General features: G+C 31.1%; 15 protein-coding genes. 12 read left to right on the top strand and 3 right to left on the bottom strand.

Going from position 1 to position 15809, the window contains the following annotated elements:
- The first annotated feature begins 14 nt into the window (after positions 1-14).
- From HYG85_RS04110 to HYG85_RS04095, 4 genes are all read left to right on the top strand, one after another.
- Entirely contained in the window at positions 15-1688 is a 1674-nt protein-coding gene (locus HYG85_RS04110) for a T3SS effector HopA1 family protein (RefSeq protein WP_212692404.1), read from the top strand.
- A 25-nt stretch (positions 1689-1713) separates the two neighbouring features.
- Positions 1714-2025, top strand: a complete 312-nt coding sequence (locus tag HYG85_RS04105) for a phage holin family protein (RefSeq protein WP_113671824.1) — start codon at positions 1714-1716, stop codon at positions 2023-2025.
- A 21-nt stretch (positions 2026-2046) separates the two neighbouring features.
- The gene (locus tag HYG85_RS04100; RefSeq protein WP_212692403.1) at positions 2047-2661 is read left to right on the top strand and encodes a peptidoglycan recognition protein family protein; all 615 of its coding nucleotides are present in this window, start codon (positions 2047-2049) and stop codon (positions 2659-2661) included.
- A gap of 452 nt (positions 2662-3113) precedes the next feature.
- Entirely contained in the window at positions 3114-3644 is a 531-nt protein-coding gene (locus HYG85_RS04095) for a hypothetical protein (RefSeq protein ID WP_212692402.1), read from the top strand.
- Positions 3645-3721: 77 nt separating this feature from the next.
- Here the strand turns inward: HYG85_RS04095 and HYG85_RS04090 are convergent, their stop codons facing one another.
- On the bottom strand, positions 3722-4045 hold the full coding sequence (locus HYG85_RS04090) for a hypothetical protein (protein WP_212692401.1): 324 nt from the start codon (positions 4043-4045) through the stop codon (positions 3722-3724).
- Positions 4046-4049: 4 nt separating this feature from the next.
- Entirely contained in the window at positions 4050-4250 is a 201-nt protein-coding gene (locus HYG85_RS04085; protein ID WP_113671820.1) for a helix-turn-helix transcriptional regulator, read from the bottom strand.
- Positions 4251-4435: 185 nt separating this feature from the next.
- On the opposite strand from HYG85_RS04085, the gene HYG85_RS04080 reads away from it, so the two are divergent.
- The 3 genes from HYG85_RS04080 to HYG85_RS04070 are packed head-to-tail and all read left to right on the top strand — an operon-like array spanning position 4436 to position 10440.
- On the top strand, positions 4436-5389 hold the full coding sequence (locus HYG85_RS04080) for a tRNA dihydrouridine synthase (protein ID WP_244971273.1): 954 nt from the start codon (positions 4436-4438) through the stop codon (positions 5387-5389).
- 4 nt (positions 5390-5393) lie between these two features.
- Positions 5394-9380, top strand: coding sequence for a leucine-rich repeat domain-containing protein (locus HYG85_RS04075; protein WP_212692400.1), 3987 nt, complete (start codon positions 5394-5396; stop codon positions 9378-9380).
- Positions 9381-9384: 4 nt separating this feature from the next.
- Complete coding sequence (locus tag HYG85_RS04070) at positions 9385-10440, top strand: aldo/keto reductase (RefSeq protein WP_212692399.1); 1056 nt, start codon at positions 9385-9387, stop codon at positions 10438-10440.
- Between the two features lie 5 nt (positions 10441-10445).
- On the opposite strand, the gene HYG85_RS04065 is transcribed toward HYG85_RS04070, so the two are convergent.
- On the bottom strand, positions 10446-11354 hold the full coding sequence (locus tag HYG85_RS04065; protein ID WP_212692398.1) for an AraC family transcriptional regulator: 909 nt from the start codon (positions 11352-11354) through the stop codon (positions 10446-10448).
- A 226-nt stretch (positions 11355-11580) separates the two neighbouring features.
- Here HYG85_RS04065 and HYG85_RS04060 point away from each other — a divergent pair, with 226 nt between their 5' ends.
- The 5 genes from HYG85_RS04060 (at position 11581) to HYG85_RS04040 (ending at position 15673) form a co-directional block, all read left to right on the top strand.
- Positions 11581-11976, top strand: a complete 396-nt coding sequence (locus HYG85_RS04060; protein ID WP_212692397.1) for a hypothetical protein — start codon at positions 11581-11583, stop codon at positions 11974-11976.
- Complete coding sequence (locus HYG85_RS04055; RefSeq protein ID WP_212692396.1) at positions 11973-12653, top strand: HAD family hydrolase; 681 nt, start codon at positions 11973-11975, stop codon at positions 12651-12653. Before HYG85_RS04060 ends, HYG85_RS04055 begins: the two co-directional genes overlap by 4 nt.
- Before the next feature lie 194 nt (positions 12654-12847).
- Positions 12848-13672, top strand: coding sequence for a MerR family transcriptional regulator (locus HYG85_RS04050; RefSeq protein WP_212692395.1), 825 nt, complete (start codon positions 12848-12850; stop codon positions 13670-13672).
- A gap of 75 nt (positions 13673-13747) precedes the next feature.
- Entirely contained in the window at positions 13748-14734 is a 987-nt protein-coding gene (locus HYG85_RS04045) for a serine hydrolase domain-containing protein (RefSeq protein ID WP_212692394.1), read from the top strand.
- A 219-nt stretch (positions 14735-14953) separates the two neighbouring features.
- The gene (locus tag HYG85_RS04040) at positions 14954-15673 is read left to right on the top strand and encodes an MBL fold metallo-hydrolase (protein WP_244971272.1); all 720 of its coding nucleotides are present in this window, start codon (positions 14954-14956) and stop codon (positions 15671-15673) included.
- Positions 15674-15809: the final 136 nt, after the last annotated feature.

Here is a 15809-nt window from a genome sequence, read left to right as displayed (position 1 = left end):
AGGAGAGTGAAATTATGCCAAACGAAGTATTTGATAGTTTATTAAGTTGGTTAGAGCAATGGATGCAAGTGGTAGACGGTAAATTTACTACAGAAGACGCTTATGCAAAGTATGATTATCATCGTAAGATTAAGGATATTTATAATCTTTACAAGGTGAATGTACCTGAGTATGATGAACCTAAAACATTGACAGATAGTGAGAAAGAAGCTTTCAAAAATCAAATGATAGCAGTTGAGTCCAAGTTCAAAGGACTTAGAATGTTTGGGCAAAGTTCAAAAACAACAATTAAAAAAGCCCTTAGAGATGGTGAAAAAGATTTTGCTTATTTTGTAAGAGATAAAAGAAGTAAAAAAATAGAACAGGGAAATGCTAGAACTACATTAAGTTTTGACCCTAAGAAAGCGAAAGAGGCATTTGAGTTATTGGCTAATTATATGGAGGATATAAAAAGATCTCCGGAAGCATCATATATTAGTGCCTTCAAAGTTTTAGGTCCTAATTATCAGGGAGAAAGAACTGATAGCGCAATTATGTACTTAACTACTAGTGACAAGAAAATAATAGATAAGATTGTCAAAGAACTAGATGGTAGATTCAAAAAAGCGGGTATAGAAATGTATGACCATGCACCTCTTGGAATGAAAAAATGGTCACCAGGATTTTCATTCTCGCAACAGGGTCCTTTTAGCTCAAGTCATGGCTTTGCTAGGTCAAAGATAATAAATGATGCTACAGATATTTTGGTCAATGATGCTGATTCTGATTTAAGTAAAGAAGCTATGAAAAAAGCGCTCCAAGAATCATTGAAAAAGAATGGCTATGATTCAGATAAACCAGAATTTCTTGATCTCATTAATTTTGTAGAAAATATTGAGACCACTGAAACAGATACTGAGACCAGACGTGATATTCTAAAACGTTATATACTCAATAATAAAGATAAAGGAGTTACTAAAATAATTTCTGCCAATAAAGAAATGTTTAAAAAAGAATTAAAGCAGTTGGATAAGAAATATAAGAAAGACGATAAGAAAAGTAACCCAGCTGAAGCTCATTATTCTGTTAATGACCAAGTTCTTAGTTTAGATGAAGATTTTGGTGATGATGGAGATGAAATTGATGTAAATAGTACTGTAGTTGAAAAAGATATCACAGATGCAATGGTATATGGTAAGATCATGAGATTCAGAGATTTATTTGGTGCCAATAAAGAAGTAGAAGATATATTGGAAAGCCATGTAAGGAATAAATGCGAAGAGCTTGAAAAAGATGATAGATTGTTTATGTTAGCAATGGAAAAAGCTTCTTTGTCTGTAAAAATGAATCGAGCAGCAGATATATGGCCGAAAGAAGAATCCGACAAGACTATAAAGGCATTAGAAAAACAGATGACTGCCATTGAAAAAGAAGTAAAAGAAATTAATGATCGTATGGTTGTTATGAAAAGGGAAAAAGAAGCAATAGATAAGAAGATTAAAAAAGTACGAGAAGACATAACTAAGAAACGACAACAACCAAGAATTCCTGTACAACACCCTCAAGACGATAGGATTAAAGAGGCAAATGCTGCTGATAATAAAAAGGATAGTGGTGATTCAGCTAGTGATGTTGGTGACGCTAATAGTTCTGATAGTGATAAAAAATCTAAGATACATAGACGTAGGAAAAGCAATGGTAAAAAGTAAAATATATCAATAGGAGGAGATTTTTATGAGTATGGAACAAGTATTACAAGTTATTCGTCCTGAATTATTAATAGTTGTGGTGGTATGTTATTGTTTAGGGTTATTCCTTAAGAATATTCCACATATAAAAGATTGGGTTATCCCATTTGCACTGCTAATAAGTTCTATCATCATGTGTGTATTATATATTGGACTAGTGATAGAGAAAACATGGAGTTTTGATATTATATTCATTGGTATCATGCAAGGTATTTTATGTGCTTCTGTATCGGTATTCGGTAATGAAATCTTAAAGCAGATCACCTACAAAAGAGATATTGACAAACGAAGATCATAAGAACTGAATGGAGGTGATTCAGTGAATATCATTGAAGATTTCATACCAAGAGATAGACCAAATAGACCAGGAGTCGCAATAACACCTACTAACATTACTGTACATAATACTGGGAATGCTCGTAGTGGTGCAGATGCAGCTATGCATGCCTCGTATATTAAATCAACCAATGACAAAGTATCTTGGCATTATACAGTAGATGATAATAAGATCATTCAACATATACCTATAGATGAGATGGCATGGCATGCAGGATGTAGAAAAGGTAATGAAAACAGTATAGGAATTGAGATATGCATGAATCAAGGTATCAATATGGAAATGGCAGAAAAAAATGCACAACAGCTTATTGCCTACCTAATGGCAAAAACATCAATTAATGACATAAAAAAACATCAGGACTGGACAGGTAAGTACTGTCCAGCCGTACTTCTTAAGGAAGGAAGATGGGAACAATTTATCCGTGGCTGTTTTTGTCTATTCGAAGAAAAGAAAACTATCAAAAAAGAACATTGGGCTAAGACATATTATCAACAACTTATTGACAGAGGATTGGTTATTCATGAAGAACGATTGGATGATCCAATAACTCGTGGAGAATTATTTGCTATATTATGTAGAATGTTAGAGTTATAACAAAAAGGCGCTATTTGTAATCGTTACAAATAGTGCCCTTTTTTTAGTTGGAATATTAATATTTAATATAGTTCAATTAAATGAATTGTTATCTTATTGTTATAATTATAGATTAAAATAGAATTATGACAGCTCTGGTTAGAAGAAATAATATAGTCTTGATATAAATTGGCTGTAAGTCATTCATTAATTAAGAGCGTGAGAATTTAATGCTTATCTTATCCTGGTAGACAATTATCTACAAATAATGGACAAAAAAAGGACAGATAAGAGAATTAAACAATAAAAATAAATGTTATTATTAAGAAAATAATGTATATTCTAAATAAACTATATACATTGTAATTAAAATGTTAACTAAATAACTAATTACTAAACGTGTACATGATTTGTAGGGTTAAATGAAGCATTAGTTTTTACAGCTTAAAAACAATATTTAGGGAGGTTGTAATTTGAAGTATATAAAATTAATCGAGGATCTACTCAAGAATTATGAGTACAATAAGGTAAGAGTGACATTCTTAAGGAATCAAATACAACGACTATCGAGTGAAGAGGAAAATGAATATATACGGTCAAAGATGCTTAAAGGGGGATATTCAGGTAAAGTTACACGTTTTGTTATTGAAAATGGTAAGGAGGTTGCTACACTAAATAATGTAGAAGCAACTGCTGATAATTATAAAGAAAAGATTGAAGAAGAATATAAAATGGTTCTTCGTGAAATAGAACAAGAGATAAAACAGTTAAGTTACGATATAAGTATTATTGATGACTCCTTGGAACTGATAAAAGGAATAAATGAAAAATATTATATTATACTCAAGCAGAACTATGTTCATAAATGTCCTATGGAGATTGTTGCAGAGAGTATGCATATGAGTAGAAGCAGATGTTACGAACTTAGAAAACAAGCAGTAGAGTTAATTGTAAAAATCGTATACGGTGAAAGATTATTATTACAACAAACAGCAGAAAATTAATACATAGAAATTGATATACTCCTTTTATAGCAGACAGTTGAAACAATAAAACTGTCTACTATAAAGGGAATTACTCCCTATAGTTGCTTATCATAATATTTTAATGAAAAAAATTCAATTGAATTTCTCAAACCGACGAATAATAAGCCGTAAGTTAAAGCTTTATCGAAGGTAAATGTTATTTGAATATCCTTAAATAACGTTACCGCTTCTCCCGCAGCCAAAAATAATATCAAGATATAGTTTGAATAATTGGCTGTATTATTTGCCTTGTTCTGAATTAATTGCCAACGTTCATCTTTTCTGTATTCGATTTCCTTCTTAGCCTTCCACACATAAAGTAAAAGTGTAATGCCAAGACCAAAAATAAGAAAAAGTAATAGAATAGTTTGTTCATTCATCCGTTTAACCCTCCTTGCGTTCAAAAACCTTATTGATTGAAACATTAAATACTTCTGCAATTTTGAAAGCCAATTCTAATGAAGGAGTATATTTATATCTCTCGATTGATATAACTGCTTGACGAGAAATACCTACCTTTTCAGCTAAATCAGCTTGTGTCCAATCACGTTCTGCCCTCAAAACCTTAATTCGATTCTGTACCAAGGTAATACCTCCTTAACAAAATGTAACTTGTTGTTTACATTAATAATGTAACACACTGATTACATTTTGTCAATACATGGTAACTTATTAATTTATTGCGTTCTATATATTTGATATCCAAACATATATAGAATATAATTAAGGCTAGCGATTATTAATAAAACTACTAAAAGGAGATAAACATCTTGAAAATTAAAGAGATAAGACTTGGAAATATCATCTTACCGAATAATGTTTTTATGGCACCATTAGCAGGTTATACTTGTTATCCTTTTAGAAACCTATGTTATGAATTAGGAGCAGGATTATGTTTTACTGAGATGGTGAATGTCAATTCGTTAAGATACAATGATATAGCAACGAAAAGATTACTATTAACAACCCAAAAAGAAAAGTATAAAGCAGTACAGTTGGTAGGTTCAGACCCTAGGGCTATTGAACAGATGGCCAAAAGCGACTATATTGCTGATTTTGATATTATAGATATAAATATGGGATGTCCAGTTCCAAACCTGGTCAAGAGTGGACAGGGAAGTGCATTACTAGGAGATTTGAAAAGGGCTTCACATATTATAAAGAAGTGTAGGAAAAGTGGCAAGACTGTAACAGTAAAAACAAGAATAGGCTTAAAAGAAGATAAATTAATAGCAGCTGAGTTTGCCAAAATGTGTGAGGATTCAGGTGCCAGTATGATTACTATTCATGGCAGAAGCAGAAATATGATGTATAAAGGGACACCTTATTTTGATCAAATAGAACAAGCAGTATCAGTAGTCAATATTCCTGTAATAGCTAATGGTGGTATATATTCAAAAGAAGATGCTGATATTATGATGAATTCAACAGGAGCGGATGGGGTCATGATTGCTAGATATGCTCTAGAGAACCCATTTATTTTTAGTGAGTTAACAAACAAAAAAGTAGATAAGTCATTTAAGAAAATCATAAATGAACAGATCAAAATTACTTCTAAGTACTACGATGAAGTATATACACTTGATTATATAAAAAGATTCATATCATTTTGTATGAGAACTCAAAAGGGAAGTAATAAATTAAAACAGTCATTATACAAATGTGGTAATATAGATGAGATTCAAAACATTATCGGACTAATTTTTAACAAAGAAGGTGAATGAAAATATGACAGAGGGATTAATAATTAATAATGGTATTTTAGAATTATGTAATATCAATATAGAAACAATCATAATACCTGATGCAGTCAAAATTATAGGTGATGATGCATTTAAAGGGTTAACTAATATTAAAAAAGTCGTATTACCAGATACAGTTACACATATTGGTGAGCGAGCATTTAAGGGGTGTAAGAATCTAGCCGAGATAATATTTCCTCAACACCTGGAATCTATAGGAGAGTATGCTTTTCATAGATGCCATTCAATTAAAAGCTTAGTTATACCTGAAACGATTAAAGAGATAAGTAATTGTGCTTTTTTGTACTGTGATTCTTTGGAATACGTTTCAATGGTTGGTGCGACTTATATTGGTAAACAAGCTTTTGTAAATAACTATAATCTTAAGAAAATAGTAGTATCATCAAAGCTTGACATAGACAATATTAGCGACGTTTTTACAGGGTGTAGCAAGATATCTAATATTACATTGACAGATGGTACTGTATGCGAATTGAAAAATATAATAGACGTTTTATCAGGTCAATATATAGAGAATGATATAATAAATGCAATTGCAGAAGATGTATATAGAATGATGTCTATTAAAGATGGTATATTATTGAAGATGTTAGCTAACGCTAAAGAATTAGAAATTCCTGAGGGTATCATCGGAATAGGTAAAAGCTGTTTTTTTGATAAGAAGGGGATTGTATCTATAAAATTACCTATAACATTAAGACATATCGGTAGTAGAGCTTTCAGAAATTGCATTAACCTAGAAAAAGTAGAATTTCAGAATAATGAAGTAAACATTGAGAAAGATGCTTTTAAAAATTGTACAACTCTTAAATATATTAAGTTGCCAAATGATAAAGTTTATAAAATTGAAGGTTGCATCAATAATTCTGATTATAAACCAAGTATCGTAGGGACTATACATAAGCAAATATTAAGTAATTTTAAGATATATGGTACAACATTGTACGAATACAAAGGCAATGAAGAGAGAGTAGTCGTTCCTAACGGTATTACAACCATTGCAGAAAGGGCTTTTGCTTGTAATGATAATATAGGAAGAGTAGTTTTGCCCGATTCAGTTAAAGAAATAGGGCAGGAGTGTTTTAAAGATTGTGTTACATTACAGACAGTAAAGATATCCAATGGATTAATCAGTATAGAAAAATCAGCTTTTGAGAACTGTCTAAAGTTAATCAGTGTAAGTATACCTGAAGGTGTAGAAGTACTTGAGGATTCAGTATTTAAAAGATGTATGAGCTTAAAAGAAGTAATACTTACTGAGGGAACAAGATTTATTGAATGTTGCGCTTTTTACGGATGTAAATCCCTTAAGAAAATAATATTACCTAAACAGTTAGAGTATATCGGGGATATGGCATTTTATAAATGTATGAAAATAAATAAAATTACATTACCAAAATCATTAAGAGAAATAGGTAGTAATGTTTTTACAGGGTCAAAATTACGATATGTGCAAGTAGAATGTGATTTAGAGGACTGTGGTAGTGATGTGTTTTCACAATGTCCTAAGTTAAAGAAAATAACATTCAGTGAGGATATAACATTTATAGGAGATAGATTTGCTTATCAATGTGAATCTCTTGAAGAAGTAGATCTTCCTAAAAATTTAATATATATTGGAAAGAATGCTTTTGATGGTTCAAAGTTTCTTGATAATATTGATCCATCAGGTATTCAAGATAATATTTTATTAGATGGTAGTAATTATGAGGGGGACGTTATTATAGAAGAAGGTATAACCACTATAGCAGGAGGGGCCTTCTATAATAATAATAAGATTACATCTGTTATAATACCACAATCTATTACTTCTATAGGTGCAAGAAGTTTTTGCGGTTGCAGTCAGTTAAAACAATGTGAACTTCCTAGTAAAGTTACTATTATAGAAGAAGGTACGTTTGCTTATTGTAATAATCTAGTTGAGGTTACTACTAATGGACGTATAGATATAGTCAACAATAATGCTTTTTATGGATGTGAGAATCTTATTAAAGTCCCAATAGGTAATGTTCAAACTATAGGAGCTAATGCGTATAATGGCTGTTATCGTTTGGATTTGGATTCAATAAATCCCATCTATGTAGGTTATAGTGCTTTTAGAAATACACATTTTTTGGAGGCAGCTAAAAAGATATCACCCCTTGTGATAGTTTCAAATATAGTTATTGATGGTGGAGAGTGCAAAGGTCAAGTTCATATTCCTGAAGGTGTTATAGGTATTAAGCCATATGCATTTGCTAGAAATACTGATATTACAAATATTAAACTACCTGAAACATTGGTTTACATTGACAAAGGAGCTTTTAGCGGATGTAAAGGATTAACAGAGGTTAATCTACCTAAGAGGACTAAGAACATTGGCAAAAATACATTTGAGAAATGTACAGGGTTAGTGAAGATAGAAGGTTATGCTGCTAAAATAGAGGAAGGAGCCTTCTCATATTGTACACAATTAAAGGAGATAGAACTAGAAGGAACAAGTTATTTAGGTAAAGAGGTTTTCTGCGGCTGTCAATCTCTAGAGAAAATTCAATGTAAGGATGTTAGAATAATAGGAAAAGGGTGCTTTAGTGATTGTCATTCAATAACAGACTTTGATTTTTCTAATATTGTTAGAGTCAAAAAATATGCATTTGATGGATGCAACTCATTAAGCTATATTGATTTGGGGCAAAGTACTTATGTAGAGAATTATGCATTTAAAGATTGTTGTAGAGTAAAATCAATAAAGGTAGATAGTGTTAAAACTGATTATGAATGTTTTGCTTTTTCAGGATGTACTGCAGTACAAAAAATATATATTAATGATGATATTTATAATATTGAGGCATGGGATAAGGTATTTATGAAAGAGATACCTGAGCAAGTTAAAGAAATCTATTTTAATGCTATGAGTTGCTATGATATTGATGACGAATTGTGTTTAGTGAAATACAAGAGTAATGCTATATCAGTTACTATACCTTTAGGGATACAAAAAATAGACCAAGAAGTATTCAAGGACAATCTTCAACTAGAAGATATATCTGTACCAGAAAGCGTGAAGTTTATTGGACAAAGAGCGTTTACTAATACACCATGGCTAGAGAGCAAAGGAGAAGAACAATCTTTAGTAGTAATTAATAATAACTTGATCTATGCAAATAACTGTCCTAAAAAAGTTATTATTCCAAGCTGTGTGAAACGCATATGTGGATGGGCTTTTGCTAATTGTTTTGAAGTAGAACATTTGGTATTTGAACAAGACATTATAATTGAACTATATGCTTTTCGTAACTGTATAAATATTAAAGACGTTGAGATAAAAGGGCAAGTATATAAATTAACCAGTATACAGGATAGGGATAATTCAGATTTACCCGATAATGTAAGACAGATTTTTAGTGATTGCCTTAATTGCTATAAGACTGATGAACAATACCGACTTATAGAGTGTACTGGTAATATAAGAGATATTAATCTTATATCTGGCTTTGGAATTATTGGAGATTCTAGTTTTCAAATGAGCAATTTACTAACAAATATTATATTGCCAGATGATATTAGTGTAATACAAAAGGGTGCTTTTGAACAATGTAAATGGCTTGAAACAGTGAAGAACATGAAAAATGTAAGAGTAATAGAGAAGCAAGCATTTTCAAGATGCTATTCTTTAGAGTCTGTTGATTTACCGGAGGAATTAGAATACTTAGGTGAAAAATCATTTGAATATTGTTCCAAACTAAAGAAAGTAGTTATTGGAGAAGGGGTTACAATAATACCTAAAAGGGCTTTCTATCGTTGTACCAATCTTGAGAGTGTGCAACTACCATCAACAGTACAATCAATTGAAGAAGAGGCTTTTGCATTTTGCTATAAATTAAAAGATATAAATATTACAGGTAGTATTACAAATGTTGGCGATAGAGCCTTTGAATGGTGTAATAATTTGACAGACATTATAGAAGGATAACGATATGAAATATAGAGAACTAGGAAATACAGGACTTACAGTATCAGAGATTTCATTTGGAACAATACCTATTCTGAGTGGGAATGTGAAGGTTTTGCCTGAATATTTTAGCCCAGGTGAAGATATGGCTATAAAACTTATGGAGTATGCATATAAATTAGGTTGTAATTTTTATGATACGGCTATTGTACCAGAGTATGGTGATGCAGAGATTAAGTTAGGCAAATTTGCTGAATACATTGGAAGAAAGAACATTATTATATCAAGTAAGGCAAGATTTTTTAATGGTAATGATATGTACAGAGCAGTAAACGAATCCTACAATAATTTAGGTACCTATGCCGATATTTATTTTGTTCATCAAGTGAATTCTGAAAGTGAAGACTCAACATTTGAGAAATATGGTGCCATTGATGCATTAACTCAATTAAAAAAAGAGGGGAAGATACTTTTCACAGGTATTGCTTCCCATTACTATGATATTCTATTAAGAGGAGCAAAAGATAGTAGAGTAGATGTATTGCAAGGAAGCGGTAATCTATTAGAAAGAGGTATGCTTAATAGAATCAATAAAGAACAAGCATTTAGGAATAAGGGATTTGTTTTAAATAAGGTATACGCAGCTGGTATTTTACCTGAGTTTTTTGATATACATACTCTGATTAATAATGTACTGTCATATTCAATTACAACTGCGTTGATAGGGCTTGGAACTATGGAGCAAGTAAAACAGGCGATGTGTTATGAAACATGTCCCGAACTGTTACCATTTTCACAAGTGATGGCAAGGCTTGAAAAGAGTTTTACTTCTATTAATTGTGATAGGTGTCAAAGATGTTACTGTATATACGGAACGGAGATTCATGTACTTTTCAGGCAGTATAATTATTATCATCTAGGGAAGGATTACTGGGCACTAAGAAAATTAAACCTTAATATTGAAGAGTGTGCTGATAGATGTAAGCAATGTACAGATATGACTTGTATGAATGATTGTCCAAAAGATATAAACATTCCAAAGAAGATTCAAGAGATTAGAGATTTCGTTAAAAGGCATTAATATGCCTACTCATTTTTTAATAGATGTAACTTTCTATAATCAGTCGGTGACATATTCATATGTTCATTAAACACCTTTGAAAAATAACTGGAACTGTTGAAACCAATCATTTCAGCAATTTGAGTCATAGAGTAATTTGTAGTTAATAGTAGTGAAAGACTAACTGAAATACGATATTTCATAAGATATTTTACGGGTGGTGTATGTATGATATTTTGAAAACATCTGGAACATTCTCTGGTACTGATACTAGCGAAATCAGCAATTTCTTTGATAGATAATGGTTCTGAATAGTTATCATGAATAAACTGCATCATGTGCTGAGTACGACTTTCTTGTAATGGGTTGATAGGCACACTCTTTAAATTTTTGTACATTATATCATTCAGGATGAACCGCCAAATACGTGAAAGATTTTCACATATAATCAATTCTTTACAGAATAGTTCTTTATTAAAAGCAGAGTAAATCTCTTTGATAGCTAAAATAATCTCGTTTTTCCATGTGGAGGTATTACAAAAAATATAGGTTGCTAACTCTGCATTGTCAAAAATGAGTGTAGTCATTTGATGATATAGTGAGGTACCTTTACCACCAGTAAAAATAGATGGCGAAAAAAGAATTGTGATTAATTCACAGCCTTCACCCTCTGCAACCTCCATTGAATGCAAAATATTCGAATTAACAAAAGCACCTTCATTTTCGTGGATTATATATTCCTGACTACCTAAAAGCATTCGTAGACAACCTTTTGTCACTACAAAAATTTCTATTTCTTCATGCCAATGCCACGGTACACTACCCAACGCATATTTTGCTATATCAGCAAAGAAAATTGCACAAGGGAAATCTTCAGCAACATATTCTAATATTTCCATACCTTTTTCGTTAATAGGAATAATATCTCTCTGCATAGTTATACACCTCTTTGTCTCAAATTTACAAAATATAGTCTTGAATATGATATAATATAACGCTGTTTGGCTATATAATTATATCATAACAAATTAGTATCAACTATAGGTAGAATGAATGATATAAATAGAAGATAAAAAGAAAGGATTATTTTATTGTGATAAAAGATGTTTTCGGTAAGCCATTTTCAGTCTTTTTTTATTTGGATATATGGTTGAGTATACGTTGCTACTATTAAATATAATTTTACCTAATACAAATATGCTTATCCGAGTTATCTCATTGATGTTGGGATTAATAATTATTAGCGCATCATCTTCGCTATATTTCACTGCCAATATGGGTGTATCAACATATGATGCAATGTCTTTGATTGCAGCAGATAAATCGCCGATTCCATTCCGTATATGCAGGATTGTTTCAGATGTCATTTGCGTCATTATAGGATTCGTTTTTAATGCCACCATTGGGATTGGAACTATTATAACTGCATTTTTCCTTGGTCCAGCAATTGATTTTTTTAACAAATATCTAGCCAAACCGTTACTATATGGAAAGTGTAATTGTGAAACAACAAATCATTTGAATAAAGATATGAAAGAGAACAGGGGGATTATATGAAAACGCAAGGTATTATATTTGATTTTAATGGTACTATGTTCTATGACGGCAAAATACAAGAAGAATCCTGGAAGACATTTTTGTATAAAAAAATAGGTAGAGAAATAACAAATGAAGAATTCCACAAATATGTACATGGATGTCATGCAGAGGTTTCATTTTCATATTTCTTAAAGAACCGATTAAGTAAAGAAGAAATTGACCAACTAGCAGAAGAAAAAGAAGTTGTATACAGGAAATTATGTCTTTCGGATAAGCAACAATATAGATTGGCTGATGGTTTAGTTGAGTTTTTGGATTACTTGAAAAAGCAACAGATACCTTTTACCATTGCAACAGCCTCAGGTCTAAATAATCTTAAATTCTTCTTTGAAAACTTAGATCTGGGAAAATGGGTTAACATGGAACAAGTAGTTTATGATAACGGACTTATACCAAGTAAACCTGAACCTGATATATATTTAAAAGCTGCTCAAAATATAGGTGTTTCGCCTAGTGATTGCATTGTATTTGAAGATGCTATGTCAGGTATTGAAGCTGCCAATAGAGCAGGAGTAAGTAAAATTATAGGAGTTGCATCTTCATTATCCAAGGAACAGCTCCGACAAATACCTGATATCTCTATGGTAATAGAAGATTATAGAGATGTAAAAAACTTGATTAATTTTATAGAATAGATGAATTTGCATTGTCTGTGTACCTAATAAAAGTAGATATGGTATAAATAAAAGGCAGGATTTAATTGTACTGATTAAATCCTGCCTTTTTACATATAATTAAAAATTGTACATTGTACTGACTTGACTTTACCCTTAGGGCAAGGTGTAAGATATAGGTAAACATGCAGGATATGCTGAAAGGAGGATAATCTATGTTATCTATTGGAGAGTTTTCAAATATATGTAAAGTATCTACAAAGACGCTTCGTTATTATGCAGAGATAGGGCTAATTCTACCTGCTGAGATTAACCCTGAGAATGGTTATAGATATTATTCTGTTGAACAATTAGAAACTATGCTATTTATCAATCGCTTAAAATCATACAAGTTTTCGTTGGAGGAAATAAAAACAATCCTAAAATCAGAAGAATTACTGGACGAAAAGCTTTACTTGGCACTTACCAAAAAGAAGAAAGAAATTGAAAAACAAGTACAGGAATCTAAAAAAAGTCTAAACCAATTAAATAATGATATATTGAATTTGAAACAAGGCAAATCAATTATGTCATATCTGGAAAGTATTGATGTTCAACTTGTAGAAGTACCAAAGATGTATCTTCTTTATTATCGAAAAATGGTTCATGAACAGGAATTTGCTGAAGAATATGGTAATAATTTTACGAAATTATTCAATAAAATCCAAGACGAGAAATTAACAATACTTGCTCCACCAATGGTACTTTTTCACAGTGCAGAATTTAGTCCATTCGGTTTAGATACTGAATTTGCTATTCCCATAAAAGAGTATGTTACAGGTACAAGAGATTTTCACCCAGGACTATGTATAAAAACAGTGTTGCATGGTTCTTATTCAAACCTTTCTTCTATATATACTAAGCAGCGTGAATGGGCAGAAAGGGAAGGTTATGAATCTAACAATGCCCTCTACGAAGTATATGTAACCGACCCTTCTCAAGTTCAAAAAGAGAGTGAGCTTATAACTGAAATTTATTATCCTGTCAAAAAGAAAGTGTAAAACTATCATATTAGCATATGAAATAAGAAAAGATCAGTAAGCTAAAAAGACAGTAAATGATAAAGGAGAAATTATATGAATCAAGAAAAAATCACAGAGTTGGAAAATAAAATAAATAATGATTATAGCAATATTACAGGTATGGTTGTATTAAAAGACGGTAAAACAGTATATGAAAATTACTTTAATGAATGTAATGATACTAGTCGAATCCATGTCTATTCAGTAACAAAAAGTATTATTTCCATATTGATAGGTATTGCAGTAGATAAAGGATATATCAAAAGTATCAACCAAAAGGTATTGGATTTTTTCCCAGATTATATAGTCAAGAAAAGAGAAAAAACAATACAGAATGTTACACTTAAGAATTTGCTGACAATGACAGCTCCGTATAAATATAAGGTGGTTGTACCCTACATAAAGTATTTTACCAGTGATGATTGGGTGAAATTTACACTTGATTTATTAGGGGGCAGGGGACAGATAGGAGAATTTAAATACACTCCCCTCATAGGACCAGATATTTTGTCAGGGATACTTGTAAAAGCAACTGGGCAATCTGTGTTAGATTTTGCAAGAGAAAATTTATTCTCACCATTAGGAATTACTGTCGAAAGTAATGTGATTTTTCATAGTAAAGAGGAACAACTGGAATTTAATAAATCTAAAAATATCAGCGGATGGGTTGCGGACGGGGCTGGAGTAAATGCAGGAGGATGGGGGCTTACGCTTTCTGCTATAGACATGGCAAAAATAGGTCAATTATACTTAGCTGGTGGAATGTGGAATGAAAAACAGATTGTATCCACAAGCTGGATAGACGAGAGTATAAAGGAACATAGCCGATGGGGAAAAATCAATCTTGCATATGGATATTTATGGTGGGTTATTGATGAAAAAGAACATACCTGTGCAGCTATAGGAGACGGAGGAAATGTAATTTATTTTAATGCAAAGGAAAAAATAGTAGTTTCTATTGTTGCTTTTTTTAGGCAAAATGTAAAAGATAGGATAGAATTTATAAAGGAATATATTGAGCCAATATTCAAAAAGGCATGACCAGTGTGAGCACTTGAATTTTTATTTAAGTGCTTGTTAGCATTTTCAATACTTAGGAACATAAAAATATTTTAGTAGCTAAAGAATATTGACAAATTTTTATACTCATGATATATTTTAGTTGCTAAAACATTAATGGATAAAACTGTAAGATTTTAAAGTAATGTGATTATCTAAATATCCAAATAGAAAGGGGGAGAAATTATAGAAATAATCAAATTGAAATTAAGTGCAACAATGTGTTATCTAATTCCTGTTAAGAATAAATATTTACTCATAGATACAGGCTATCAAAAAGATAAAGCATTGTTTTACAGGAATTTGTCAAATCTAAATATTAGCATCAAAGATATTGATTATATCTTATTGACCCATCACCATGATGACCATGCAGGTCTAATAAATGAAATTAAGACTTGTAATAAATCTTGTAAAATTATTATGCATGAAAAATGTGTAACTCTTGTTGCAAAGGGAAAAAACGATATGCCTTCTGGCTGCGGATATATTAACCGTAGAGTAAATATGATGATAAAAATATTTAAGAAGTTAAATAAAGAATGGGACTTTGCTTTTCCAGCTTATAGAGTAGACAATAATGATATTATAATTAATGAGGATACTACATTAAGAGAAATTGGAATAGATATTCCCGGTAAAATTATTTATACACCAGGGCATACAGTTGATTCAATTTCACTACTACTGGATGATGGGATTTGTATTGTAGGTGATGCAGCTGCAAATATGATGAATTTTATGGGAACAAGATATTGTGTCATTTTTATTACTGATTTAAAACAATACTATCAAAGCTGGGAGAAGCTTATTAAGGAAAATGTCAAGAATATATATCCAGCACATGGAGAAATTTTTGGAATAGAAAAACTTAAAAAGAACATTTACAAAAATAAAAAAGATAATATGGTAGAAGTGTGAGAAGACGAAGAAATAGGATTTGATTGGATTAATCAGATACCTATTTCTTTTAATACTTAACCAGATAGATTAAACGAAGATTTTTTTATTTACTAAAACTTGAATTTATGATAAAATATGGAAAATTCACAATAAC

The organism is Vallitalea guaymasensis (assembly GCF_018141425.1).
Taxonomy (GTDB): Bacteria; Bacillota; Clostridia; order Lachnospirales; family Vallitaleaceae; genus Vallitalea; species Vallitalea guaymasensis.
The sequence above is the reverse complement of the archived record's forward strand: the minus strand, read 5'-3'. Positions and strand labels throughout refer to the sequence as shown.

Coding starts and splice junctions, on each gene's coding strand:
- HYG85_RS04110 (WP_212692404.1), top strand. CDS start 15: ATGCCAAACGAAGTATTTGATAGTTTATTAAGTTGGTTAGAGCAATGG.
- HYG85_RS04105 (WP_113671824.1), top strand. CDS start 1,714: ATGAGTATGGAACAAGTATTACAAGTTATTCGTCCTGAATTATTAATA.
- HYG85_RS04090 (WP_212692401.1), bottom strand. CDS start 4,045: ATGAATGAACAAACTATTCTATTACTTTTTCTTATTTTTGGTCTTGGC.
- HYG85_RS04075 (WP_212692400.1), top strand. CDS start 5,394: ATGACAGAGGGATTAATAATTAATAATGGTATTTTAGAATTATGTAAT.
- HYG85_RS04070 (WP_212692399.1), top strand. CDS start 9,385: ATGAAATATAGAGAACTAGGAAATACAGGACTTACAGTATCAGAGATT.
- HYG85_RS04065 (WP_212692398.1), bottom strand. CDS start 11,354: ATGCAGAGAGATATTATTCCTATTAACGAAAAAGGTATGGAAATATTA.
- HYG85_RS04055 (WP_212692396.1), top strand. CDS start 11,973: ATGAAAACGCAAGGTATTATATTTGATTTTAATGGTACTATGTTCTAT.
- HYG85_RS04050 (WP_212692395.1), top strand. CDS start 12,848: ATGTTATCTATTGGAGAGTTTTCAAATATATGTAAAGTATCTACAAAG.
- HYG85_RS04045 (WP_212692394.1), top strand. CDS start 13,748: ATGAATCAAGAAAAAATCACAGAGTTGGAAAATAAAATAAATAATGAT.